Source organism: Pseudomonas sp. 18175, assembly GCF_050432925.1.
Lineage (GTDB): Bacteria > Pseudomonadota > Gammaproteobacteria > Pseudomonadales > Pseudomonadaceae > Aquipseudomonas.
The window spans coordinates 73,196-96,000 of sequence record NZ_JBKFTO010000006.1 but is presented as its reverse complement, the minus strand read 5'-3'; the positions used below and the strand labels follow the sequence as shown (position 1 = coordinate 96,000).

At 59.6% G+C, this 22,805-nt stretch carries 21 protein-coding genes; 20 read left to right on the top strand and 1 reads right to left on the bottom strand.

Features of this window, described 5'->3' with window-relative positions; translation table 11 throughout:
* Nucleotides 1–288: 288 nt before the first annotated feature.
* Entirely contained in the window at nucleotides 289–2,196 is a 1,908-nt protein-coding gene (locus tag ACLD1Y_RS10230) for a sigma-54-dependent Fis family transcriptional regulator (RefSeq protein ID WP_429477753.1), read from the bottom strand.
* Nucleotides 2,197–2,468: 272 nt separating this feature from the next.
* Between ACLD1Y_RS10230 and exaC the strand changes: the two genes are divergently transcribed.
* The 20 genes from exaC to ispA all read left to right on the top strand — a co-directional run bounded on the left by exaC (nucleotide 2,469) and on the right by ispA (nucleotide 22,777).
* Complete coding sequence (gene exaC, locus ACLD1Y_RS10225) at nucleotides 2,469–3,989, top strand: acetaldehyde dehydrogenase ExaC (RefSeq protein WP_429477751.1); 1,521 nt, start codon at nucleotides 2,469–2,471, stop codon at nucleotides 3,987–3,989.
* A gap of 211 nt (nucleotides 3,990–4,200) precedes the next feature.
* Nucleotides 4,201–5,634, top strand: coding sequence for an ethanolamine permease (eat, locus tag ACLD1Y_RS10220; protein WP_429477749.1), 1,434 nt, complete (start codon nucleotides 4,201–4,203; stop codon nucleotides 5,632–5,634).
* Nucleotides 5,635–5,686: 52 nt separating this feature from the next.
* On the top strand, nucleotides 5,687–7,081 hold the full coding sequence (locus tag ACLD1Y_RS10215; RefSeq protein WP_429477747.1) for an ethanolamine ammonia-lyase subunit EutB: 1,395 nt from the start codon (nucleotides 5,687–5,689) through the stop codon (nucleotides 7,079–7,081).
* Nucleotides 7,078–7,911: an ethanolamine ammonia-lyase subunit EutC gene (gene eutC / locus ACLD1Y_RS10210; RefSeq protein WP_429477745.1), complete on the top strand. Its 834-nt coding sequence runs from the start codon at nucleotides 7,078–7,080 to the stop codon at nucleotides 7,909–7,911. The genes ACLD1Y_RS10215 and eutC overlap by 4 nt, the downstream gene beginning before the upstream one ends.
* Nucleotides 7,912–8,003: 92 nt before the next feature.
* A complete protein-coding gene (locus ACLD1Y_RS10205; protein ID WP_003176320.1) occupies nucleotides 8,004–8,462 on the top strand; it encodes a GNAT family N-acetyltransferase in 459 nt (152 codons plus the stop codon).
* Between the two features lie 322 nt (nucleotides 8,463–8,784).
* The gene (locus ACLD1Y_RS10200) at nucleotides 8,785–9,441 is read left to right on the top strand and encodes a DedA family protein (RefSeq protein WP_429477743.1); all 657 of its coding nucleotides are present in this window, start codon (nucleotides 8,785–8,787) and stop codon (nucleotides 9,439–9,441) included.
* 6 nt (nucleotides 9,442–9,447) lie between these two features.
* On the top strand, nucleotides 9,448–10,263 hold the full coding sequence (locus ACLD1Y_RS10195) for a zinc-dependent peptidase (RefSeq protein ID WP_429477741.1): 816 nt from the start codon (nucleotides 9,448–9,450) through the stop codon (nucleotides 10,261–10,263).
* A gap of 109 nt (nucleotides 10,264–10,372) precedes the next feature.
* The gene (gene ppa / locus ACLD1Y_RS10190) at nucleotides 10,373–10,900 is read left to right on the top strand and encodes an inorganic diphosphatase (RefSeq protein ID WP_003219382.1); all 528 of its coding nucleotides are present in this window, start codon (nucleotides 10,373–10,375) and stop codon (nucleotides 10,898–10,900) included.
* Between the two features lie 213 nt (nucleotides 10,901–11,113).
* On the top strand, nucleotides 11,114–11,887 hold the full coding sequence (locus ACLD1Y_RS10185) for a LexA family transcriptional regulator (RefSeq protein ID WP_429477738.1): 774 nt from the start codon (nucleotides 11,114–11,116) through the stop codon (nucleotides 11,885–11,887).
* 656 nt (nucleotides 11,888–12,543) lie between these two features.
* Nucleotides 12,544–13,944 carry an amino acid permease gene (locus ACLD1Y_RS10180; protein WP_429477736.1) on the top strand — a complete coding sequence of 467 codons (1,401 nt, stop codon included), beginning with the start codon at nucleotides 12,544–12,546 and terminating at the stop codon, nucleotides 13,942–13,944.
* Nucleotides 13,928–15,199, top strand: a complete 1,272-nt coding sequence (locus ACLD1Y_RS10175) for an aspartate aminotransferase family protein (RefSeq protein WP_429477734.1) — start codon at nucleotides 13,928–13,930, stop codon at nucleotides 15,197–15,199. The genes ACLD1Y_RS10180 and ACLD1Y_RS10175 overlap by 17 nt, the downstream gene beginning before the upstream one ends.
* 75 nt (nucleotides 15,200–15,274) lie before the next feature.
* Nucleotides 15,275–16,003: a TetR/AcrR family transcriptional regulator C-terminal domain-containing protein gene (locus tag ACLD1Y_RS10170; RefSeq protein WP_429477732.1), complete on the top strand. Its 729-nt coding sequence runs from the start codon at nucleotides 15,275–15,277 to the stop codon at nucleotides 16,001–16,003.
* A gap of 119 nt (nucleotides 16,004–16,122) precedes the next feature.
* On the top strand, nucleotides 16,123–18,135 hold the full coding sequence (locus tag ACLD1Y_RS10165; RefSeq protein ID WP_429477730.1) for an acetoacetate--CoA ligase: 2,013 nt from the start codon (nucleotides 16,123–16,125) through the stop codon (nucleotides 18,133–18,135).
* A complete protein-coding gene (locus ACLD1Y_RS10160; RefSeq protein WP_429477728.1) occupies nucleotides 18,132–19,310 on the top strand; it encodes a thiolase domain-containing protein in 1,179 nt (392 codons plus the stop codon). Before ACLD1Y_RS10165 ends, ACLD1Y_RS10160 begins: the two co-directional genes overlap by 4 nt.
* A gap of 1 nt (nucleotide 19,311) precedes the next feature.
* On the top strand, nucleotides 19,312–19,698 hold the full coding sequence (locus tag ACLD1Y_RS10155) for a Zn-ribbon domain-containing OB-fold protein (RefSeq protein ID WP_429477726.1): 387 nt from the start codon (nucleotides 19,312–19,314) through the stop codon (nucleotides 19,696–19,698).
* Nucleotides 19,699–19,803: 105 nt separating this feature from the next.
* Nucleotides 19,804–20,436: an isochorismate family cysteine hydrolase YcaC gene (gene ycaC / locus ACLD1Y_RS10150; RefSeq protein ID WP_135290124.1), complete on the top strand. Its 633-nt coding sequence runs from the start codon at nucleotides 19,804–19,806 to the stop codon at nucleotides 20,434–20,436.
* A gap of 117 nt (nucleotides 20,437–20,553) precedes the next feature.
* Complete coding sequence (locus ACLD1Y_RS10145) at nucleotides 20,554–21,198, top strand: NAD(P)H-dependent oxidoreductase (RefSeq protein ID WP_429477724.1); 645 nt, start codon at nucleotides 20,554–20,556, stop codon at nucleotides 21,196–21,198.
* On the top strand, nucleotides 21,137–21,514 hold the full coding sequence (locus ACLD1Y_RS10140) for a MerR family transcriptional regulator (protein WP_429477722.1): 378 nt from the start codon (nucleotides 21,137–21,139) through the stop codon (nucleotides 21,512–21,514). The genes ACLD1Y_RS10145 and ACLD1Y_RS10140 overlap by 62 nt, the downstream gene beginning before the upstream one ends.
* A gap of 136 nt (nucleotides 21,515–21,650) precedes the next feature.
* Entirely contained in the window at nucleotides 21,651–21,893 is a 243-nt protein-coding gene (locus tag ACLD1Y_RS10135; protein WP_003176346.1) for an exodeoxyribonuclease VII small subunit, read from the top strand.
* On the top strand, nucleotides 21,890–22,777 hold the full coding sequence (gene ispA / locus ACLD1Y_RS10130) for a (2E,6E)-farnesyl diphosphate synthase (protein ID WP_429477719.1): 888 nt from the start codon (nucleotides 21,890–21,892) through the stop codon (nucleotides 22,775–22,777). Before ACLD1Y_RS10135 ends, ispA begins: the two co-directional genes overlap by 4 nt.
* Nucleotides 22,778–22,805 lie beyond the last annotated feature (28 nt).

Sequence of the window (22,805 nt, the reverse complement as noted above, 5' to 3'; positions counted from 1 at the left end):
GGGGTCCGAAGGGCCGGTATCAGGTTGCGCCACGGCCTCGTCGGCGGGCGGTGGTAGAGGAAGCGAGGGCACAGAAACACTTGTTGGAATTGTAATATTCATGTGGTTTCACTCTGGGAAAGTTGAACTGGGTTAAGTGATCAGAAGCTTTCCGTTTCTTCTGCTAACTCAGTGGAGTTCCAACATGAATAGGTCCCCGGAATCGGCACATCTGTTGCGGCGAAAGCACCTCTTTGAGATTAAGACCTGGGCAAAAATTACCCCCGACCGTTGAAATGTCCGACGCACTCAAGCCATTGAAGCGCGAGCGATCCCATGCCGACGCAACTTGCGGTACAGCGTGTTGCGGCTAACCCCCAGTTGTTCGGCGGCGTGGCTCATATGCCAGCGCTGCTGCTCCAGGGCGGCCAGCAGCGCCAACCGCTCTGCGTTGTCCAACGGGGAACGTATAGCCGCATCCTTTGGCGCAGACTCAACACGGGTTTGTCGGATGATGGCCGGCAAGTCGTTGAGCCCGACGTGGCTGTCGTCGCACAAGGCGACCAGCGTGCGCAATACGGTGCGCAACTGCCGCACATTGCCCGGCCAGGCAAATGCCAGCAGGGCCTGACGCGCCGCCGCGTCAAGCCGCACCACCTGCCCGGCGGCTTCTTGAGTCAGGAGAAAGTCCAGCAATTGCGCTTTGTCACTGCGCTCACGCAACGCTGGCAGGGCAACTTCCAGCCCATTGAGCCGATAGTACAGGTCCTCGCGAAAGCTGCCATCCTGCACACGCTCCAGCAAATTCCGGTGGGTGGCGCTGATAATTCTGACATCGACAGCCATGGGCTCCCCGCCGATGGGCACGACCAGGCGATCTTCCAACACCCTTAATAGTCGGGTTTGCAGGGCCAGGGGCATATCGCCGATTTCGTCGAGGAACAAGGTGCCGCCATCGGCCTGCTGCAATTTACCTTGCATGCCTTCTTTACGGGCGCCGGTAAAGCTGCCGCCGCGATAGCCAAACAGCTCACTCTCGATCAGGCTTTCCGGGATGGCCGCGCAGTTGAGTGCAACGAACGCCTTGTCGGCGCGCTGGCTGGCCTGGTGCACGGCCTTGGCAAACGCTTCTTTGCCGGAGCCGGTTTCGCCATTGATCAGCAACGGCACATCGCGCTCGAACACCCGCAGCGCTTTGCTGAAATCTTTTTGCAGCACCGGATCGCCCAGGCAAATGCCGGGCAGACGCGGCCCCTCCAACACGGCGGGCTTGGCGACAGGCGCAGGGGCGCTGCGTGCCTGGCCGCGCAAGGCGGCGAACAATTGCCGGCCATCGCGGGTGCGCAACGGCCAACTGGCGGTGGCATTGGCGCTGGCGCGGCCAAGCAACTGGTCCAGGGAACATTCAAAAAACGCCTCCACCGGCTGCCCCAGCAAACCGCCACGCATCTGCCCCAACAGGTTCAGCGCGCTCTGGTTCACCGCACAAATACGCCCTTCGCCATCGAACGCCAGCAGACCTTCGCTGAACAGGCCCACCGACTCCGCCTGCAAGTGAAAGCGCAGCAGCCAGTGGTTTTCAAAGTGGCGCAGGAAGTAGCAACTCTCGATCATCTTCGCCGACAGATTCACCAGCGCCATGGTGTGGAACTGGCTCTGGCGCGACACCGCTTCGCGCGCCGACGATACGTCCAGCACCGCCAGCAAGTCGCCATGGGGGTCGAACACCGGGCTCGCCGAACAGGTCAACCCCGTGTGGCGGCCGCGAAAATGCTCATCGCGATGAATGGTCAGGGATTGGCGCTCCACCAGGCAGGTGCCGATGCCATTGGTGCCTTCGCACGCCTCGCTCCAGTCGGCACCCAGCCACAGCCCGGCGCGCTCGAAGATCTTGCGCTCGGACGGCGCGGTCACACAGTTGAGGATCACGCCACGGGCATCGGTGAGCAGCACCGCATGACCGGCGCCGGAGAGCTGCTGGTGCAGGCTATTCATCTCGCTGCCAGCGATATGCAGCACTTGTTGCAGGCGCTCGCGGCTTTCCAGCAAGCGGCCGTGCTCAAGCACAGTGGGTGCGACGGTTTGCGCAGGGTCGAGGTGGTAGTCCTCCAGGCAGCGCAGCCAGGAACGGGCGATGGAAGGGTCGCTCGATGGGTCGCGGCCATGGGCAACGGTGAGGACTTGCTGGGCATGGCGGCTGAAATGATCGTTGTGCATTTCTTATTATTCTCCCTGCGTGAGAACGTCCAGCATCCCCCAGGCACCCGACCAATGCAATCCCGGCCAGACCCACCGGTCACAGGCTGTCCCGTTTATGGCACAAACTGTCACATACCCTGTACCAGCCTTGTCACAGCAACGCCTTGCAACAAACCCCAACCCCTTGATTTCACTGGGCCTCGAAGCAGTGGCCCAACCTTTGCTCTACGCTTTATAGGCGCTTGCCGCGCTGCACTCCCAATAAACATAAGAGCCAGGAGATACCCACCATGCGTTACGCACACCCCGGTACTGAAGGCGCCATCGTTTCGTTCAAGGCCAAATACGGCAACTACATCGGTGGCGAATTTGTTGCGCCGGTCGATGGCAACTATTTCACCAACACCTCGCCGGTCAACGGCAAGCCCATCGCTGAATTCCCGCGTTCCACTGCCAAAGACATCGACAAAGCACTCGACGCCGCCCATGCCGCCACCGACGCCTGGGGCAAGACCTCGGCTCAGGACCGCTCGCTGGCACTGCTGAAAATCGCCGACCGCATCGAGCAAAACCTCGAACTGCTGGCCATCACCGAGTCCTGGGATAACGGCAAGGCCGTACGCGAAACCCTCAACGCCGACATCCCACTGGCCGCCGACCACTTCCGCTACTTCGCCGGTTGCATCCGCGCCCAAGAAGGCACCAGTGCCGAGATCAACGAACACACGGCGTCTTATCACTTCCACGAGCCGCTGGGCGTGGTTGGCCAGATCATCCCGTGGAACTTCCCGATCCTGATGGCCGCGTGGAAACTCGCGCCGGCCCTGGCCGCCGGTAACTGCGTAGTGCTCAAGCCGGCCGAGCAAACCCCGCTGGGCATCAGCGTGCTGCTGGAAGTGATCGGCGACCTGCTGCCACCGGGCGTGCTGAACGTAGTGCACGGTTTCGGCAAAGAAGCCGGCGAAGCCCTGGCCACCAGCAAGCGCATCGCCAAGATCGCGTTCACCGGCTCCACACCAGTGGGTTCGCACATCATGCATGCGGCGGCCGAGAACATTATTCCGTCTACCGTTGAGCTGGGCGGCAAGTCGCCAAATATCTTCTTCGCCGACATCATGAAAGCCGAGCCATCGTTTATCGAGAAAGCCGCCGAAGGCCTGGTGCTGGCGTTTTTCAACCAGGGTGAGGTGTGCACTTGCCCATCCCGCGCGCTGGTAGAAGAGTCGATCTACGACGACTTCATGAAAGTGGTGATGAAGAAGATCGAGTCGATCAAACGCGGCGACCCGCTGGACACCGACACCATGGTCGGCGCCCAGGCCTCCGAGCAGCAGTTCGACAAGATCCTGTCCTACCTGGAAATCGCCAAGGGCGAAGGCGCGCAGCTGCTCACCGGCGGCAAGGTCGAGAAGCTCACTGGCGACATGGAGGGCGGCTATTACATCCAGCCGACCCTGCTCAAGGGCACCAATGAAATGCGCGTGTTCCAGGAAGAAATCTTCGGCCCGGTGGTGAGCATCACCACCTTCAAGGACGAAGCCGAAGCCCTGGCCATTGCCAACGACACCGAGTTCGGCCTGGGCGCTGGCGTGTGGACCCGCGACATCAACCGCGCCTACCGCATGGGCCGGGCGATCAAGGCCGGCCGTGTATGGACCAACTGCTACCACCTGTACCCGGCGCATGCCGCGTTTGGCGGTTACAAGAAGTCCGGTGTAGGCCGTGAGACCCACAAGATGATGTTGGATCATTACCAGCAGACTAAAAACTTGCTGGTGAGTTACGACATTAATCCGTTGGGGTTCTTCTAACTAATTCCCCCCTCCCACATTTGAAATGCAATTAAAAATGTGGGAGCGGGCTTGCTCGCGAAAGCGGTGTATCAGTTACAAACTCATCAACTGACACACCGCTTTCGCGAGCAAGCCCGCTCCCACATTTAGATCTTCACAAGTACTTGCGATTTGCATTCGGCACACAGAGGCCGAGTTAAAAAACAATAACAACGAAAGGTACTTTCCCATGCCTAGCGAACAGACTGGATCTTCCGTCGACTTCGAAAAAGTCGACTCCCAATACTTCCAACAACGCGAACTTAAAAAAGGCGCCGCCGGCTGGGTGCTGTTAGTGGGCCTTGGTGTTGCCTATGTTATTTCCGGCGATTACGCCGGCTGGAACTTCGGCCTGGCCCAAGGGGGTTGGGGCGGTATGTTCCTCGCCACCCTGCTCATGGCCACGATGTACCTATGCATGTGTTTTTCCCTGGCCGAACTGTCGTCCATGATCCCCACCGCCGGTGGCGGCTACGGCTTTGCCCGCAGTGCTTTCGGGCCGTGGGGCGGGTTTCTCACGGGCACCGCCATCCTGATCGAATACGCCATCGCTCCTGCGGCCATCGCTGTATTTATCGGCGCTTATTGCGAGTCGCTGTTCGGCATCGGCGGCTGGATGATTTACCTGGCGTTCTACATCATCTTTATCGGCATCCATATTTTTGGTGTCGGTGAGGCCTTGAAGTTGATGTTCGTGATTACCGCCGTCGCCGCTATCGCCTTGGGCGTGTTCCTGGTAGCGATGGTGCCGCACTTCAATGTGGCCAACCTCTTGGATATTCCGGTGACTGAGGCCAAGGGCGCCAGCACCTTCCTGCCGTTTGGCTACGTGGGCGTGTGGGCGGCGATTCCTTATGCGATCTGGTTTTTCCTCGCCGTAGAAGGCGTGCCATTGGCGGCGGAAGAAACCAAGAACCCAAAACGCGACCTGCCACGCGGTTTGATCGGCGCCATTGTGGTGCTCACCAGTTTTGCTCTGTTGATCCTGGTAATCGCTCCGGGCGGCGCCGGCACCTACGCGCTGATCAAATCCGGCAACCCGCTGGTGGAAGCGCTGGCGTTGTCCTACGGCGGTTCGACCTGGATGGGCAGTTTCGTCAACCTTGTAGGCTTGGCGGGGCTGATCGCGAGTTTTTTCTCGATTATCTACGCCTATTCGCGGCAGATTTTTGCACTGTCCCGCGCCGGTTACTTGCCGCGCAAACTGTCCCAGACCAACAAGAGCAAGGCACCGGTGCTGGCACTGGTAATCCCCGGCATTATCGGTTTTGGCCTGTCGCTGACCGGCCAGGGTGACCTGTTGATCCTGGTAGCGGTGTTCGGCGCGACCATTTCCTACGTGTTGATGATGGCTGCACACATTACGTTGCGCATCCGCCGCCCCAAAATGGACCGCCCTTACCGCACACCCGGCGGCATCTTCACCTCCGGCGTCGCTCTGGTACTGGCTTGCGTGGCCGTGGTTGCGGGCTTCCTGGTGGATCCACGCGTGGTGATTGGCGCGGCGATCATCTATGGAGTATTAATTGCTTACTTTGCTTTCTACAGCCGGCATCACTTGGTAGCAGGCACGCCCGAAGAGGAATTCGCGGCGATCCAGGCCGCAGAGGCCGCCTTGCACTAACTGCCGAAAACCTCGATGGGGGCCGCGGCCCCCATCGTCAAGGAGACACTGTATGGCAAGCTTTTCCCACGCGGTGGGCACACAAACCTACCGCTTCGACAGCCTCAAGGACGTGATGGCCAAGGCCAGCCCAGCCCGTTCCGGGGACTTCCTCGCCGGCGTGGCCGCACAGAATGATGGCGAGCGGGTGGCGGCGCAGATGGCGTTGGCAAATATCCCGCTCAAGCACTTCCTTGAGGAAGTGCTCATCCCTTATGAAAGCGATGAAGTCACCCGACTGATCATCGACACCCACGATAAACAGGCGTTTGCGCCGGTCAGCCACCTGACCGTGGGCGGTCTGCGGGACTGGCTGCTCAGCGACGCTGCCGATGAACACAGCCTACGGGCGTTGGCGCCAGGTCTTACACCGGAGATGGCGGCGGCGGTGTCCAAGATCATGCGCGTGCAGGACTTGGTGCTGGTGGCGCAGAAAATCCGTGTGGTCACCCAATTTCGCGGCACCATGGGCCTGCGCGGGCGTTTATCCACGCGTCTACAACCCAACCATCCTACCGACGAACCCGCAGGGATCGCTGCGAGCATTCTCGACGGCCTGCTGTACGGCAACGGCGACGCCATGATCGGCATCAACCCGGCCACCGACAGCATCGCCTCGATCTGCGCGATGCTGGAGATGCTCGATGCGATCATCCAGCGTTACGAAATCCCCACCCAAGCCTGCGTGCTGACCCACGTCACCACCTCCATCGAAGCGATCAACCGTGGCGTGCCGCTGGACCTGGTGTTTCAGTCGATTGCCGGTACGGAGGCGGCCAACGCCAGTTTCGGCATCAACCTGAACGTACTGCAAGAGGGTTACGAAGCAGGCTTGAGCCTCAATCGCGGCACGCTGGGCCAGAACCTGATGTATTTCGAAACCGGCCAGGGCAGCGCCTTGTCGGCCAACGCGCACTTTGGCGTTGACCAGCAAACCTGCGAAACCCGCGCCTATGCCGTGGCGCGGCATTTCAAGCCGTTTTTGGTGAACACCGTTGTAGGCTTTATCGGTCCGGAGTACCTGTACAACGGCAAGCAAATCATCCGCGCCGGCCTCGAAGACCACTTCTGCGGCAAGCTGCTGGGTGTGCCCATGGGTTGCGACATCTGCTACACCAACCACGCCGAAGCCGACCAAGATGACATGGACACCCTGCTGACCTTGCTCGGCGTGGCCGGGATCAACTTCATCATGGGCATTCCGGGCTCCGACGACATCATGCTCAATTACCAGACCACTTCGTTCCACGATGCCCTGTACGCCCGCCAAACCCTGGGTTTAAAGCCGGCGCCGGAGTTTGAACAGTGGCTGGCGAAAATGGGCATCTTTACGCAAGCCGACGGCAAGGTGCAGTTTGGCAACAGCTTGCCACCGGCCTTTCGCCACGCCTTGGCGCAATTGGGATGAAGGAGCCGCCCGTGCAACTCGACCTACCTGAGAACCCGTGGCTGGAACTGCGTCGCCTAACCCCGGCGCGCATCGCGCTGGGGCGTACCGGCACCAGCATTCCCACCAACGCCCAGCTTGATTTTCAATTTGCCCACGCCCAGGCGCGGGACGCAGTGCATCTACCGTTTGACCCTGCGGGCCTTAGCAGCCAACTGGCCGAGCGGGGCCGCGATAGCCTGTTGCTGCACAGTGCTGCGACAGACCGGCATATGTACCTGCAACGCCCGGACCTGGGGCGGCGCCTGAGCGATGAGTCGGCACAGTTGCTGCGCGAGCATGCTTCGGCCAACCCTGGCGGCGTGGACTTGGCGGTCGTGGTGGCTGACGGCCTGTCGGCCTTGGCGGTGCACAAACACACCCTGCCGTTCCTGACACGCTTGGAGGAACAGAGCAATGCAGACGGTTGGTCACTTTCACCCGTGATCCTGGTGGAGCAAGGTCGCGTGGCAGTGGCCGACGAAATCGGGCAATTGCTTGGCGCCAAGATGACCGTGATCCTGATCGGCGAACGGCCAGGGCTTAGTTCGCCGGACAGCTTGGGACTGTATTTCACTTACAACCCCAAGGTCGGCCTCACCGACGCTTATCGCAACTGCATCTCTAATGTGCGTTTGGAAGGCTTGAGTTATGGCATGGCGGCCCATCGTTTGCTGTACTTGATGCGAGAGGCGTGTCGTCGCCAGTTATCGGGAGTCAATCTGAAGGATGAGGCACAGGTTCAGACCATTGAGTCGGACGATCCGGACCTGATGAAAGGCAATTTCCTGCTTAGTCCACCTAAGGACTGATACCCACACGATTGCGCTTTTTCGCGTCTTTAGGCAGCATCGAGTCACGGCCGCTCGCGTGGTCATACCCCATTTGGAAGTTGAGGCCTGGCATGCGGATCACTCAAGCGACCCTGGAACACCTGGACCTGTTGACCCCGTTGTTCGTCAAATACCGCGAGTTTTACGGGGCTCTGCCCTTCCCGGACTCATCGCGGGCCTTCCTGGAAAAGCGCCTGCGTCGCAAGGAATCGGTGATCTACCTGGCCCTGGCTGACGATGACGACAAGAAAGTGCTCGGCTTTTGCCAGCTGTACCCGAGTTTTTCATCGTTGTCGCTCAAGCGGGTGTGGATCCTGAATGACATCTACGTGGCCGAAGACGCCCGCCGGCAGTTGGTGGCGGACAACCTGATGCGCACCGCGAAGAAAATGGCCAAGGAAACCCATGCGGTGCGGCTGCGGGTATCCACCAGCAGCGATAACGAAGTGGCGCAGAAGACCTATGAGTCGATTGGGTTTCGTGAGGATACGGAGTTCAAGAACTACACGTTGCCCATTAGTGAAGACTAAACGCCAACTCCACAAACGCCACAAATCCTCTGTGGGAGCGGGCTTGCTCGCGAAAGCGGTGTGTCAGTCGACACATGTTGGGCTGATTCACCGCATTCGCGAGCAAGCCCGCTCCCACACAAGCCCGTTCCCACATTTGGATCAGCGTATAGGCTTGATAGCTACGACATCCCCCGCTACAAAACCAACAGGCTTTTCACCTCTCAATCCGTATAATGCGGACCTTTCAGGGCTGTAAGAAACACGGCATACATTTGTAGCCTTACTTACCCCAGCGTCCGCACTGGCCTGCTGAGCCGGGCCATTCACACAGGTGCCATCCATGGATTTCAACCCGCTCGATCTCATCCTGCATCTCGACGTGTACCTCGATACGCTGGTGAGAAACTATGGAGTGTGGATTTACGCCATCCTGTTCCTGGTTATTTTTTGCGAAACCGGCTTGGTGGTCATGCCCTTCCTGCCGGGTGATTCGTTGCTGTTCATCGCTGGCGCCGTGGCGGCGGGCGGTGGTATGGACCCGGTGCTGCTGGGCGGCCTGTTGATGTTGGCAGCGATCCTCGGGGACAGTACCAACTATGTGATTGGGCGAACGGTGGGCGAACGCTTGTTCAACAACCCGAACTCGAAAATCTTCCGCCGCGACTACCTGCAAAAAACCCACGATTTCTACGACAAGCACGGCGGTAAAACCGTGACCCTGGCGCGCTTCCTGCCAATCCTGCGCACCTTTGCGCCGTTCGTCGCCGGTATCGCCAAAATGCCGTATGCACGGTTCTTCGGGTTCAGCGTGCTGGGCACTATCCTCTGGGTTGGCGGCCTGGTGACCTTGGGCTACTTCTTTGGCAACGTGCCATTTATCAAGAAAAACCTGTCGCTGCTGGTGGTGTTCATCATCCTGCTGTCGCTGGTGCCGATGATTATTGGTGTGTTCCGCAGCCGTTTTGGTCGCGCATCCTCCGAAGCAAAGCCGCACTGACCTGCGATGTGGTCCCTGAGCGCCTGGCGTCGCCGGCGCCTGCTGGCCAAGCACCCGATTGCCGATGACACCTGGCAACGGGTGCGCCACCACCTGACCTTCCTCGACGGCATCAGCGCCGAGCAGGACCAGTGGCTGCGTGAAGCCTGCGTGGTATTCCTCGCCGAAAAACACCTCACCGCCCTGCCCGGCGTGGAGCTGCACCAAGAGCAGCGCCTGTTGCTCGCCGCCCAGGCGCAACTGCCGCTGATGAACCTGGGCGACCTTGACTGGTACCAAGGTTTCCACGAAATCGTTCTATACCCCGACGACTTCATAAGCCCCCAGCGCCACCGCGACAGCAGCGGCATCGAACACGAATGGGACGGCGAGCACAGCGGCGAAGCCTGGCAACAAGGCCCGGTGATCCTCGCCTGGCCCGGCGTACTGGCCAGCGGCAACTGGGAAGGCTACAACCTGGTCATCCACGAACTGGCCCACAAGCTCGACATGCTCAACGGTGACGCCAACGGCCTGCCGCCGCTGCACAACGACATGCGCGTGCAGGAGTGGGCCAGCGTGATGCAAAGCGCCTACGACGACCTCAATCGCCAACTGGACGCCAACCCGGATGCGGACACCGAGATCGACCCCTACGCCGCCGAAAACCCTGCGGAATTCTTTGCCGTCACCAGCGAATATTTTTTCAGCGCCCCGGATTTACTGGTCAATAGTTATCCACAGGTGTACGCCCAGCTCAGCCGCTTTTATCGCCAGGATCCCCTGGCCCGCTTGCTCCAACTGCAAGCCCACGACCCGCGTTATCAGCCGCAAGACGAATGACCTTGCGACGTCTGGCGCATGGCATCGGCGTCAGAATGTGCCTATAATCGCCGCCACTTTTAGGCCAATCCGGCCAAGTTTCTTGGCCAATTAACGGGGGCAACGCCCAATGAGCTACAGCAAGATTCCGGCTGGCAAAGACCTGCCGAACGACATCTACGTCGCCATCGAGATTCCGGCCAACCACGCGCCGATCAAATACGAAATCGACAAAGACAGCGACTGCCTGTTCGTTGACCGTTTCATGGCCACCCCGATGTTCTACCCGGCCAACTACGGTTTTATCCCTAACACCCTGGCTGACGACGGTGACCCCCTCGACGTGCTGGTTGTAACCCCTTACCCGGTTACCCCAGGTTCGGTTATCCGTGCCCGCCCAGTCGGCATCCTGAACATGACCGACGACGGCGGCGGCGATGCCAAGGTGATCGCGGTTCCTCACGACAAGCTGTCCCAGCTGTACGTGGACGTGAAGGAATACACCGATCTGCCACCGCTGCTGCTGGAACAGATCAAGCACTTCTTCGAGAACTACAAAGACCTCGAAAAAGGCAAATGGGTGAAGATCGACGGTTGGGGCAACGCAGACGCCGCCCGCGCCGAGATCCTGAAGTCGGTTGCTGCCTACAAAGGCTGATACCGATTACTCATTGCTCCGGCAATCAAAAAAGCCCCGACTATTCGGGGCTTTTTTATGCCTTGAATTAAACCAATAGTTTAATTAACAACAACAGAAGTTTAGAAATCCACGCAATCCGACAATCCAAGCTACAACTAAGCAAAAACCTACACGAGCAAGTCAACGCATAGTTTATTTGAATAATTTTTCCGGCCAGTAAACTCTGCGTTTATGAATAAATCAGGTGATCGTTTAAAAGAGCTATTGCGGGAAGTTCATCTTTCCGCCTCCGATTTCGCCAAGAACCGCGGTGTCACGCCTCAACACGTGAACAATTGGTTCAAACGCGGTGTGCCCATGGGCCGACTCAACGAGTTCGCAGAACTGTTGTGCGTCTCCAGCCGCTGGCTGCGCACAGGCGAAGGTCCCAAACACCCACCGGCCAACTTTCTGTTGGAAGGCCCCACTGCAAGGAATGCACTGCCCACCCGCGAAGAGAGCGGCAAGTACCTCACGGGCCCAGCCCGCCACCCGGAAAAAGTCGACGTGGAGATCCCCCTCCACCCCACCTTCACCTCAACCGAACACATCCGCGTCTCCCTGCACACCCTGGAAACCCTCAACGTTCACCCCGACCGCGCACTGGGTGCCTATATGGTCGACAACAGCATGACCGACATCATCCAACAAGGCGCCACCCTCGCCCTGGACCGAGGCCGCACCCAAATCATCGACGGCGAAATCTACGCCGTCGAACACGACGGCATGCTGCGCATCAAATACCTCTACAACCGGCCTGGTGGTGGTTTACGCATGCGCAGCCACAACACCGCCGAACATCCCGACGAATACCTGAACTACGAAGAACGCTTCGAGCAAAACTTCAAGATCGTCGGCTGGGTGTTCTGGTGGTCCACCCTCAACAACCGCCGCCCGCCAGTGCCGCTGGATGAGCACTTGTTGGGCTGGGAAGGCTCTAAGTCGGAACCGGAGGTGGGCATTTGAGGTGAATGTGGGTATTATGCGCGGCACATTTGGCAGGGGTTGGCTCAACGCTACTCACCCTGCCAGGCAATGCGACGCAGCTGCCGCAGATGCCCCTACTATTCAGCCAGACGCGACGTTGGCTGAGCGATTTGAAGGCTGGTGAGGCTTGTCAAAAACAAGCTGAAGCAGTCCCCGAGAAGCCGGCCACAAGCCGGCTTTTTAATGCCCGCAAAAACCCAATTCAATAGCCCAACAAGTCGGTGGGCAATTGAATGGCCAAAAGCGGCCAGCACGAATCGCCCCCCGCCTCCGAATGGCGTTAGGTAGCCTGCATAGACTCCACCGCCCGATCCGCCACCATCCCCGCCATTTCCACCAAGTGCATCACCGTCCTGTGCGGCGCACCCGGATGCGCCCTGCTAACGGTTCAAAATCATGCCGAAATCCCCCCTGTGTTCCCCCCACCCACCTGTGTCCCCTGGTGACACCTCTGTGCCCTCCTCCCCACTTCATACCCCCAAATGAAACGTCCTACACAAACATCTAAACGACCCGTTTGACCCGCCATGCTCCCGCTCTGGCCCAAAACCTGCTTATTGCACACCGCACAATAAAACCGGTTCAAACCGGACCAACACCCATTACCGCTGCACACCGCAGCCAGGGGAACGCTGATGTCCACACCACCGCTTCACTCTTCCGACCATGGCCTGGCGCGGTCACTCAAGGAACGCCACGTCATGCTGATCGCAATCGGCGGAATCATCGGCGCCGGTTTGTTTTTGGGCTCGGGCAAGGCGATTGCCACCGCTGGGCCGGCGTTGTTACTGGCGTATGCATTGTGTGGAGGGATGGTGTATCTGATTGCGCGGGCGCTGGGGGAGTTGTCGTTGTACCGGCCCAGTAGTGGCTCGTTTGCGACCTATGCAGAGGAGTTTTTAGGGCCACGGGTGGCGTTTATCACGGGGTGGTCGTACTGGATGATCTGGATTCTGGTGGGGGTGCTGGAGGTGACCGGGATCGGTTTGTTGATGAAGTATTGGTTCCCGGAGTTGCCGCAATGGATTCCAGCGCTGGTCACTGTGGGCATGTTGATGGTGATCAATCTGTTCGCGGTAAAGACGTTCGGCGAAGTGGAGTTCTGGCTGGCGTTGATCAAGGTGTTGACGATTGTCGGGCTGATTGGCGCAGGTTTGGTGATTCTGGTGTTTGGGCTGGAGACGTCGGCGCAAACGACGCCTTCGGTGAGCAACCTCTGGCGTCATGATGGGTTTTTTCCGAATGGCTGGAGCGGCTTTTGGTTCGCGGTACCTGTGGCGGCTTTTACCTTTGCGGGGATCGAGGTGGTGGGCCTGGTGGCGGCGGAAACAGCGGAGCCACAGCGCACGTTGCCGCGAGCAATCAATAGCATCCTTTGGCGGATGGCAATTTTTTACCTGGGGTCGACGGCGGTGATCATGGCGCTGTACCCGTGGAATCAGATCGACACATCCCAGAGTCCGTTTGTGATGGTGTTCGACAGTATTGGTCTGGGTATAGCGGCTGGTTTGATCAATTTTGTGGTGATCAGCGCGCTGGCATCTTCATGTAATACCGGGCTGTTTGCCACTAGCCGGATGTTGTTTGCGCTGTCGCATATCCAGCAGGCGCCGCGCCAGCTACAGGTGTTGAGCCCGCGCCAAGTTCCGGCCCGGTGCCTGATGGTGTCGACGGCGATTTTGCTGGTGGGTGTGCTGCTGAATTATCTGATCCCGGAGAGCATTTTCAGCCTGTTGATCACGGGCATCCTGGGTCTGTTGATTTGGGTGTGGGTGGTGATCATCACGGCGCATATGGCCTATCGCCGTAAAGTGCAGCGCAGCGAATTGGCCGAGGTGCGTTACCGACTGCCCTGGCCCAAGGTCAGCAGTGTATTGGTGTTGGGTTACCTGGGTGTGCTGACGGTATTGGTGATCCGTGACCCGGAAACTCGCGCAGCATTTTATGTAGCCGCCGCGTGGTTCGCGTTGCTGTTGCTGGTGTATCCCAAGCGTGCCGTGTTGAAGAAGGGGGTGAGTGATGCCTCGAATGCCTGAGCTGGAGCGCTGCATCCAACGATACATCCAGGCCAACCCCAACAGCGCGCACCAGTTGGGCGCGGCGGCTCGTGTGATGCCTGGCGGTAATACCCGCTCGGTGCTGTTTTATGAGCCGTTCCCATTGGTGATGACGGCCGGCAACGGATGTTTTCTCGATGATATGGACGGGCACCGCTACGTGGATCTCCTGGCGGAATACACGGCGTCGCTGTACGGCCACTCTCATCCAGTCATAACCCATGCACTGGCTAGAGCCATGGAGAATGGGCTGAACCTGAGTGCCCATACACCATTGGAAGCGCGGCTAGCGGCATTGATGGTGCAGCGCTTCGGCTGTATCGAGCAGGTGCGCTTTACCAACTCCGGCACCGAGGCGAATCTACTCGCGCTGGCGGCGGCAAAGGCCTACACCGGGCGTAACGCAGTTATCGCGTTCAACGGCGGTTATCATGGCGGCGTGTTGAGTTTTGGCGGGGCGAACACGTCGATGAATGTGCCGCATCGGGTGCACCTCGCCGACTATAACGACCTGGATGGCGTCGAGCGTTTGCTGCGCGAGCAGGTCGACATTGCGGCCATCCTGGTAGAGCCGATGCTCGGTGCGGGCGGCTGTATCTGCGCCGAGCCGGGTTTTCTTGAAGGCTTGCGGGAAAGGAGCCAAGCCCACGGCACGTTGCTGATCTTCGATGAAGTAATGACCTCACGCCTCGCCCCCGGCGGCTTGCAGGAAAAACTCGGCATCACGCCTGACCTGATCACCCTGGGTAAATACATCGGCGGCGGCATGCCGTGTGGCGCACTCGGTGGGCGACGGGACATCATGGGGCAGTTTGATCCACGTCACGGGAGCCTCTCCCATGCGGGTACGTTCAACAACAATGTGCTGACGATGGCCGCGGGCATCGCAGGGTTGGAACAGGTGTACACCCGCGACGAAGCATTGAAGCTGAATGCGCGAGGCGACAGGTTGCGTGAGCAACTCAATGAGGTGCTGGCACCCATGGCGATGCAATACACCGGGCAAGGGTCGGTCATGAATCTGCATCCCACGGGCTTACCGATTCGTCGGCCTTCGGATATCCCAACGGACCGCAAAGAGCTACGCGACCTGTTCTTCTTTCACCTGCTCGAATGGGGGATCTACAGCGCACGACGTGGGTTGCTTGCGCTGAGTCTGCCGCTGACTGAGCACGAACTGCATCGGCTGGTCACCGCCACACAGGCGTTTGTGGAGCGCTACGCAGGGAACTGACAACGCCTGCGCAGGAGCGACAGCGAATCGGTGAGCCGCTATCCTTTCGCCGTCGCTCAACCGGAACCCACAACAATGACCAGCAAAACCGCTAACCCACGGGGCAGGCGTAAGAAGACCGCTGACGAAGACGCAAAAAACCCACTGAACAAGGACACCATCATCACCGCCGCCCTGGCGTTGATCGACCGTGATGGCCTGGAAAAATGCAGCCTGCGCAACCTGGCCAGCAGCCTGGGCGTGTACCCAACGGCGATTTATTGGTACGTATCTTCGCGGGAGTTGCTGTTGAGCGACGTACTGGCCAAAGTCCTGGAAGAGGTAGCGCCGCAACCCCAGGAGCGCTGGCAGGATTACCTGCGTGCGGCGATGGTCAACTGCCATGACGCTGTGCACCAACATCCGAATATCGCCCCGTTGCTGGGTTCGCAATTGGTGTCCAACTCCAGCACCGACTTCAAGTTGGTCGAAGGCGTGCTGGCGGCATTACAACAGGCCGGTTTCAGCGGAAACGCCTTGGCCGGCGCCTACAACACCTTTATCGCCGCCCTCGCCGGATTCACCACGCTTGAGTACGCGCCACTGCCGGAAAACACCGAGGCATGGCAACACCAAGTGCAGGAAACCCTGCGGGCTGTCGATGCAGAACAGCATCCCACCCTCGCGCAGAATATGGGCCAATTGAGCAACCGCGGGTTCAGCCTGCGCTGGGAAAATGGTGTACACGCCGCGCTGGATGAAAGTTTTGCATTCTATGTGGAGACCATCCTCTGCGGCCTGGAAACACTGGCTGCCCGCTGCTGAAAATTCATACAAAAAAACCAGAAACGCCACTAATTGTACGACGTACAACTAATCGCTACAGTCCGCTACGCAAGAGAACCCCATGACCCGAATAACAATAACGTCAGAGGTCTTTTATCGTGGCGACTGCATTCAACGACACTGCATTCAACGACGTAATCCAGGGCCAACTGCTCTGGCAGCCTCCCCCCGAACAACTTCAACACGCTCGTCTCACCCACTACCTGAATTGGCTAAGGCAGGAGCGCAGCCTCAGGTTTGCCGACTACCACGGGTTATGGCAGTGGTCGGTCAATAACCTGGAAGCCTTCTGGCAATCGATCTGGGATCACTTTCAGGTCCAGGCCAGCAGCCCCCACCACAGAGTGCTGGGTGATCGTTCGATGCCAGGAGCGCGGTGGTTTCCCGGCGCGCGATTGAATTTTGCCGAACACATTCTGCGCAATGAGCAGGACGGCGACGCATTGCTCTACCTGAATGAAACGACCGGCCTGCAGGGCATGCATTGGACTGAATTTGCCAATCAGGTACGCACGTTGGCTACCTGTCTGCGCGAGTGGGGCGTGGTACCGGGTGATCGAGTGGCGGCTTATCTGCCGAACATCCCCGAAGCGATGATCGCACTGTGTGCCTGCGCGGCCATCGGTGCGGTCTGGGCCAGTTGCTCGCCGGATTTTGGCGTGGATGGTGTGTTGGACCGAATGCGGCAGTTGTCGCCGAAGGTGTTGTTGGCGGTGGATGGCTATCGTTATGGCGGCAAACTATTTGATCGACGGGAGCAGGTCCGTCAAATCGCCCGCGAACTGGACAGCATCGAGCACATTATTGTGCTGCCTGCGCTGTTTCCCGATGAACCGCTGACACTTGCCAACACCCTCGACTGGCATGCGCTGCACCTGCGCCCAACCGTGTCCGCTGCCGATTTTCAGTGCGAGCAATTGCCCTTCGACCATCCGCTATGGGTGCTGTTTTCGTCCGGCACAACCGGCCTGCCAAAAGCCATCGTACACAGCCACGGCGGGATGCTTCTGGAGCAATTGAAGGCATTGCCCCTGCACCTGGATTTTCGCCCCGGCGATGCTGCATTCATCTTCACCACCACCGGTTGGATGATGTGGAACACCTTGTTCAGCGCCCTGCTTTGCAAGGTCCGTCCCGTGCTGTACGACGGCCATCCAACCTGGCCGAATACCGAAACGCTGTGGCAAATCGTGCAAGACAGCCGCGCCAGCTTTTTCGCTACCAGCCCCACCTATATCGAGACGATGAAACGCCACGGCGTGGTGCCCAGTGAACGCTTCGACCTGGGCGCACTGCGCACCGTGATGCCAGTGGGCTCGCCGGTTTCGCCACAGTGCAATGCCTGGTTTTATCGCAACCTCAAGGCCGATGTGTGGGTGACCACGGGCAGCGGAGGGACGGACATTTGCACCGGTTTGGTAAGCGGTGTGCCGACGCTACCGGTGTATGCCGGCGAGATCCAGGCCCGGGCCTTGGGTGTGGATGCCCAGGCATTTGATCAGCACGGCCGGGCGGTGATCGATCAGGTTGGCGAGTTGGTCGTGACATCGCCCATGCCGTCGATGCCGGTGTATTTATGGAATGATCCGGGGGGCGAGCGCTACCGCGAAAGCTATTTCCAGCCGTGGCCAGGCGTTTGGCGCCATGGGGATTTTTTCCTGCTCAACGCGCGCGGCGGTTGCCAGGTGCTGGGCCGTTCGGATGCGACGCTGAACCGCTTTGGCGTGCGTATTGGCACGGCGGAGATCTACCGGGCGCTGGAGAAAATAGCCGAAATCGACGATGCCTTGATCGTCAATCTGGACCTTCCCGAAGGCGGTTTCTTTATGCCGCTGTTTGTCCAACTGCGCCGTGGCACGCCATTGGACGAAGCACTTTGCCAGCGCGTGCGTAACTGCCTGCGCCAGGCGTGCACGCGCCGTCACGTGCCTGACCAGATCATCGCGGTGCCGCTGATTCCTCTGACCCTGACCGGTAAAAAAATGGAAGTGCCGGTGCGACGAATCCTGATGGGCCACGACCCGCAAACCGTCGCCAACCCTAGCGCGATGCGCGACCCGCAGGCGCTTGCGTTTTTTATCGAGTACGCCAGCCAAAGGCGCCAACCATGAAGGGCAAAGCCTTTCTCGTCGGCGCCTACGAACACCCCACGCGCCACGCGGTGGACCGCTCCCTCGCGCAATTGCATGCAGACGTAGCCCGAGGTGCCTTGACCGACGCGGGCTTGAGCCTCAGCGATGTGGACGGCTATTTCTGCGCGGGTGACGTGCCCGGCTGGGAAGCACCGGGTGTGGGGCCCTTTTCCATGGTTGAGTACTTGGGCATACGACCTCGGCACCTGGAGACCACAGAAAGTTGGGGTTCCTCCTACCTCCATCACGTCGCCCAGGCTACCCGCGCCATTGCCGACGGCCGCTGCACTGTCGCTCTGATAACCCAAGCCGGGCGACCACGTGCCGAGCGCCAACGACCAGACGCCAGCCACCTCGACCAAGCCCAAACCACCTGCGAGTCGCCCTTCGAAATGCCCTACGGCGCCGCCGTGACCAACCTCTATGCAATGTGCGCCATGCGCCACCAGTACGAATATGGCACCACCGCCGAGCAACTGGCCTGGATCAAAGTCGCGGCATCGCACCACGCCCAGCACAACCCCCAGGCGATGTTGCGCAACCTGGTAACGGTGGACGACGTATTGAATTCACCGCTGATCGCCGCACCATTGCGCCGCTTGGATTGCTGCGTGATCAGCGACGGCGGTGGTGCGCTGGTGGTGGTTCATCCCGCCATCGCCCGCTCACTCAAGCGACCGCTGATTACACCCATCGGCGCGGGCTACTCGATCAGCAACTTGAACGGTGGCTACTTCGATCTGCTGGCCTCTGGCGCAGTGAAGTCCGGCGCCGACGCGTTCGCCCAGGCCCGGCTCAAACCCAGCGATATCGGCTACGCCTCGCTGTATGACAGCTTCACCATCACCGTACTGATCCAACTGGAGAACCTCGGCTTCTGCGCTCCCGGCCAGGGCGGTGCCTTCGTCACCGACGGCCAATTGATCAGCGGTGTAGGGGCCTTGGCGGTCAACACCGACGGTGGCGGGCTGTGCAACAACCACCCCGGTAATCGCGGCGGCATGGCCCGGCTGATCGAAGCCGTGCGCCAGCTTCGCGGCGAAGCACACCCCGCCGTGCAACGCCCCAACTGCGCGCTGGCCCTTGCCCACGGCACCGGTGGTTTGCTGGGATCACGACATGGCAGCGCCACCCTCATTCTGGAGCGGCTCTGATATGCACCTGACCTCGCCACACATCACCCCCGAAAGTGCGCCGTATTGGGCTGCAGCCAACCGCGAGCAACTGCTGCTGCGCCGCTGCCTCGACACCGGCAAAGCGTTCTTCTACCCCCGCGACCACAGCCCTTTTACCGGCAGCGCTGCCTGCGACTGGATCGTCGCCAGCGGCAACGCCACCTTGTATAGCTTCAGCTACAGCGGTCGAGAAGACGAAAGCCATTGCATCGCCTACGTGACGCTTGATGAAGGGCCGACCATGCTGTCGGTTGTCCTGTGCGACGAGCCGCCACAGTTACGCATCGGGCAACGGCTTAAAGTGATCTTCGTGCCAACACCCAGCGGGCAAAAAATACCCGCATTCGTATTGTCGCCTACAAGTTGACGGTAAGACACATCCCACCCGATTTATCACCCCCAGCCAACCCATTAATCTGTGCCCATGTTGAACGCAACGCCCTAACCCACTTAAACAAAAAAGGATTCAACCATGAGCACTCCAACCTACAACCGCCTCAACAAAGACGACGCCGTAGTTCTGCTGGTCGACCACCAAACCGGTCTCATCTCCTTGGTGCAAGACTTCTCCCCCAACGAGTTCAAAAACAACGTGCTCGCCCTGGCGGACCTGGCCAAGTTCTTCGAACTGCCGACTATCCTCACCACCAGCTTCGAACAAGGCCCCAACGGCCCGTTGGTGCCAGAGCTGAAAGAGATGTTCCCGGACGCGCCGTACATCGCCCGCCCTGGCCAGATCAACGCATGGGACAACGAAGACTTCGTCAAGGCGATCAAGGCCACCGGCCGTAAGCAGATCATCATTGCTGGTGTGGTAACGGATGTGTGCGTGGCGTTCCCGACACTGTCGGCGCTGGCGGAAGGGTTTGATGTGTTTGTGGTCACCGATGCTTCCGGTACGTTCAACACCACGGTGCAGCAGGCGGCGTGGAACCGCATGACTCAAGCCGGCGCGCAGATGATGAACTGGTTCTCGGTGGCCTGTGAGCTGCATCGCGACTGGCGCAACGACATTGAAGGGCTGGGCAACTTGCTGTCCCAGCGGATTCCGAACTATCGCAACCTGATGAATGGTTATTCGGCGCTGACGGCACGTAAGGACTGATTAACCACGCCACACACAAAGCCTGCCCTGAAAAGCAGGCTGTTTTAATTGCTGCACACTTGACTCTCCCCTATACAGCACCCCCTACCCTGAAACCCCAATTTCAGGACCACGCTCATGCCCCAACGCATCCTCGTCATCCTCGGCCATCCCTCAACAACCAGTTTCTGCGCCGCCCTGGCCGACACCTACACCCACCGCGCACAATCCGCTGGTCACGAAGTGCGCGCCCTGTGCCTGGGCAATCTCACGTTCGATCCGGTCTTGCACCATGGCTACACCCAAATCCAGCCCCTGGAGCCGGATTTGCTCAGCGCCCAATCCGACATTCTCTGGGCCACGCACCTGACGTTCGTGTTCCCCATCTGGTGGGGTGGAATTCCGGCCTTGATGAAGGGCTTTCTCGACCGAATCTTCCTACCCGGCTTCGCCTTTAAATACCGCGCGGGCAAGGCATTCCCCGACAAGCTGCTGGCCGGCAGAACCGCCCACTTGCTGGTGACCTTGGACACGCCGCCATGGTATTACCGCTGGTTCTACCGCATGCCGGGTATCCATCAGATGCGCAAGACTACGTTGGCGTTTTGCGGGATCAAGCCGGTCAAGACGTTGCTGTTCGGCCCCGTGCTGGGCTCTACTGCGGTGCAACGGGTCAAGTGGCTGAAACGGGCTGACCTACTCGCGGGAAAAGGGAATTTTCATGTACATCGGCAAAGCCGCGCAGTTGTCGGGCACGACCATCAAGGCGATTCGTCATTATGAGGCGATTGGGCTGCTGCCCGCGCCGCAGCGTCTGGGGCAGTACCGGGTTTATACCGAGCAATGTGTCGAGCGGCTGATGTTTATCAAGTGTGCGCAGCAGTTGGGGTTCAAGCTCAAGGAGTTGCAGGGCATTCTTCGAGACCATCAGGGCGATGAACTTCCCTGGGCACGGGCGGATAAGGCCATTGCCGACAAAAAGCGCGAACTGGCCGTCCAAATTGGCCTGCTACAGAACATGTACAAGGGGTTGTCGGAATTTGAGGCACAGTTAAAGAACGCACACGGGCGGTGCTCATCATCAGCGAAAAGCGATTGACGGACCATGAGCCGAATAACTCATTTGATCGGCTCATGCCCTCGGTCCTGTCCCCCACTCATTTGCCCGCTTATTTGCCCAGAACCCCCATGTCTGCTAGTGTCGCGCCAGTTTACCGTCTACCGGAATAGCCGCCATGGCCCGCAAAAAAGTTGCACTCGATTTCGAACAATCCCTCGCCGACCTGCAAACCCTGGTCGAGCGTCTGGAGAACGGCGAGTTGTCGCTGGAAGACTCGTTGACAGCGTTTGAGCAAGGCATCGGCCTGACCCGCGACTGCCAAAGCGCCCTGGCGCAGGCTGAGCAGAAGGTGCAAGTGCTGCTGGAACGTGACGGGGAGTTGGCCGAAGAACCCTTCGATGCGGAACAGCCGGAATGATCGACGCGTATCAGGCCAGTAGCCAAGCCCGGGTCAATGCGGCCTTGGAACCCTTGTTTGTTGCGCCAAGCCCCGAATTGAATCGCCTCTATGAAGCCATGCGCTATAGCGTGATGAATGGCGGCAAGCGCGTGCGCCCACTGCTGGCCTATGCCGCCTGCGAAGCCCTGGGCGCAACCGCCGAGCAGGCCAACGGCGCGGCGTGTGCGGTGGAGTTGATCCACGCCTATTCCCTGGTGCATGACGATTTGCCGGCGATGGACGATGACGATCTACGTCGCGGCCAGCCCACCACTCACAAAGCATTCGACGAAGCCTGCGCGATCCTCGCCGGTGACGGCCTGCAAAGCCTGGCGTTCAGCGCACTGCTGGACCCAACGCTGAGCAGCGTCAATGCCGAGATCCGCTTGCGCATGGTCACCACCCTGGCTGTCGCTGCTGGCCCCGCCGGCATGGTCGGCGGCCAGGCCATCGACCTCGGTTCGGTCGGCCAGAAGCTCGATCAACAGGCCCTGGAATACATGCATCGCCACAAGACCGGTGCGCTGATCGAAGCCGCCGTACAATTGGGCGCCCTCGCCAGTGGCCGTGCTGAGGCCGAACAATTGGCCGCATTGAAGACTTATTCCCGCGCCATCGGCCTGGCCTTCCAGGTGCAGGACGACATCCTCGACGTCGAAAGTGACACCGCCACCCTGGGCAAACGCCAGGGCGCCGATATCGCCCGCGACAAGCCGACATATCCTGCATTGCTCGGGCTGGACGCGGCCAAGGCCTACGCCCTGGAACTGCGCGACCAGGCCTTGGACGCCCTGCGACCTTTCGACGCGGCAGCCGAGCCGTTGCGGGACCTGGCGCGGTATATCGTCGAACGCCGCCACTGATAACAGCGGCCTTTGCGGCCGCATATCG

What these genes read in the sequence shown, in the direction of transcription:
- ACLD1Y_RS10205 (WP_003176320.1), top strand. Translation starts at nt 8,004, where the DNA reads ATGCGGATCACTCAAGCGACCCTGGAACACCTGGACCTGTTGACCCCG.
- ACLD1Y_RS10155 (WP_429477726.1), top strand. Translation starts at nt 19,312, where the DNA reads ATGCACCTGACCTCGCCACACATCACCCCCGAAAGTGCGCCGTATTGG.
- eutC (WP_429477745.1), top strand. Translation starts at nt 7,078, where the DNA reads ATGAAGGAGCCGCCCGTGCAACTCGACCTACCTGAGAACCCGTGGCTG.
- eat (WP_429477749.1), top strand. Translation starts at nt 4,201, where the DNA reads ATGCCTAGCGAACAGACTGGATCTTCCGTCGACTTCGAAAAAGTCGAC.
- ACLD1Y_RS10140 (WP_429477722.1), top strand. Translation starts at nt 21,137, where the DNA reads ATGTACATCGGCAAAGCCGCGCAGTTGTCGGGCACGACCATCAAGGCG.
- ACLD1Y_RS10215 (WP_429477747.1), top strand. Translation starts at nt 5,687, where the DNA reads ATGGCAAGCTTTTCCCACGCGGTGGGCACACAAACCTACCGCTTCGAC.
- ACLD1Y_RS10230 (WP_429477753.1), bottom strand. Translation starts at nt 2,196, where the DNA reads ATGCACAACGATCATTTCAGCCGCCATGCCCAGCAAGTCCTCACCGTT.
- ACLD1Y_RS10175 (WP_429477734.1), top strand. Translation starts at nt 13,928, where the DNA reads ATGCCTCGAATGCCTGAGCTGGAGCGCTGCATCCAACGATACATCCAG.
- ACLD1Y_RS10200 (WP_429477743.1), top strand. Translation starts at nt 8,785, where the DNA reads ATGGATTTCAACCCGCTCGATCTCATCCTGCATCTCGACGTGTACCTC.
- ACLD1Y_RS10185 (WP_429477738.1), top strand. Translation starts at nt 11,114, where the DNA reads ATGAATAAATCAGGTGATCGTTTAAAAGAGCTATTGCGGGAAGTTCAT.
- ppa (WP_003219382.1), top strand. Translation starts at nt 10,373, where the DNA reads ATGAGCTACAGCAAGATTCCGGCTGGCAAAGACCTGCCGAACGACATC.
- ACLD1Y_RS10135 (WP_003176346.1), top strand. Translation starts at nt 21,651, where the DNA reads ATGGCCCGCAAAAAAGTTGCACTCGATTTCGAACAATCCCTCGCCGAC.
- ACLD1Y_RS10180 (WP_429477736.1), top strand. Translation starts at nt 12,544, where the DNA reads ATGTCCACACCACCGCTTCACTCTTCCGACCATGGCCTGGCGCGGTCA.
- ispA (WP_429477719.1), top strand. Translation starts at nt 21,890, where the DNA reads ATGATCGACGCGTATCAGGCCAGTAGCCAAGCCCGGGTCAATGCGGCC.
- ACLD1Y_RS10195 (WP_429477741.1), top strand. Translation starts at nt 9,448, where the DNA reads ATGTGGTCCCTGAGCGCCTGGCGTCGCCGGCGCCTGCTGGCCAAGCAC.
- exaC (WP_429477751.1), top strand. Translation starts at nt 2,469, where the DNA reads ATGCGTTACGCACACCCCGGTACTGAAGGCGCCATCGTTTCGTTCAAG.
- ACLD1Y_RS10160 (WP_429477728.1), top strand. Translation starts at nt 18,132, where the DNA reads ATGAAGGGCAAAGCCTTTCTCGTCGGCGCCTACGAACACCCCACGCGC.
- ycaC (WP_135290124.1), top strand. Translation starts at nt 19,804, where the DNA reads ATGAGCACTCCAACCTACAACCGCCTCAACAAAGACGACGCCGTAGTT.
- ACLD1Y_RS10170 (WP_429477732.1), top strand. Translation starts at nt 15,275, where the DNA reads ATGACCAGCAAAACCGCTAACCCACGGGGCAGGCGTAAGAAGACCGCT.
- ACLD1Y_RS10145 (WP_429477724.1), top strand. Translation starts at nt 20,554, where the DNA reads ATGCCCCAACGCATCCTCGTCATCCTCGGCCATCCCTCAACAACCAGT.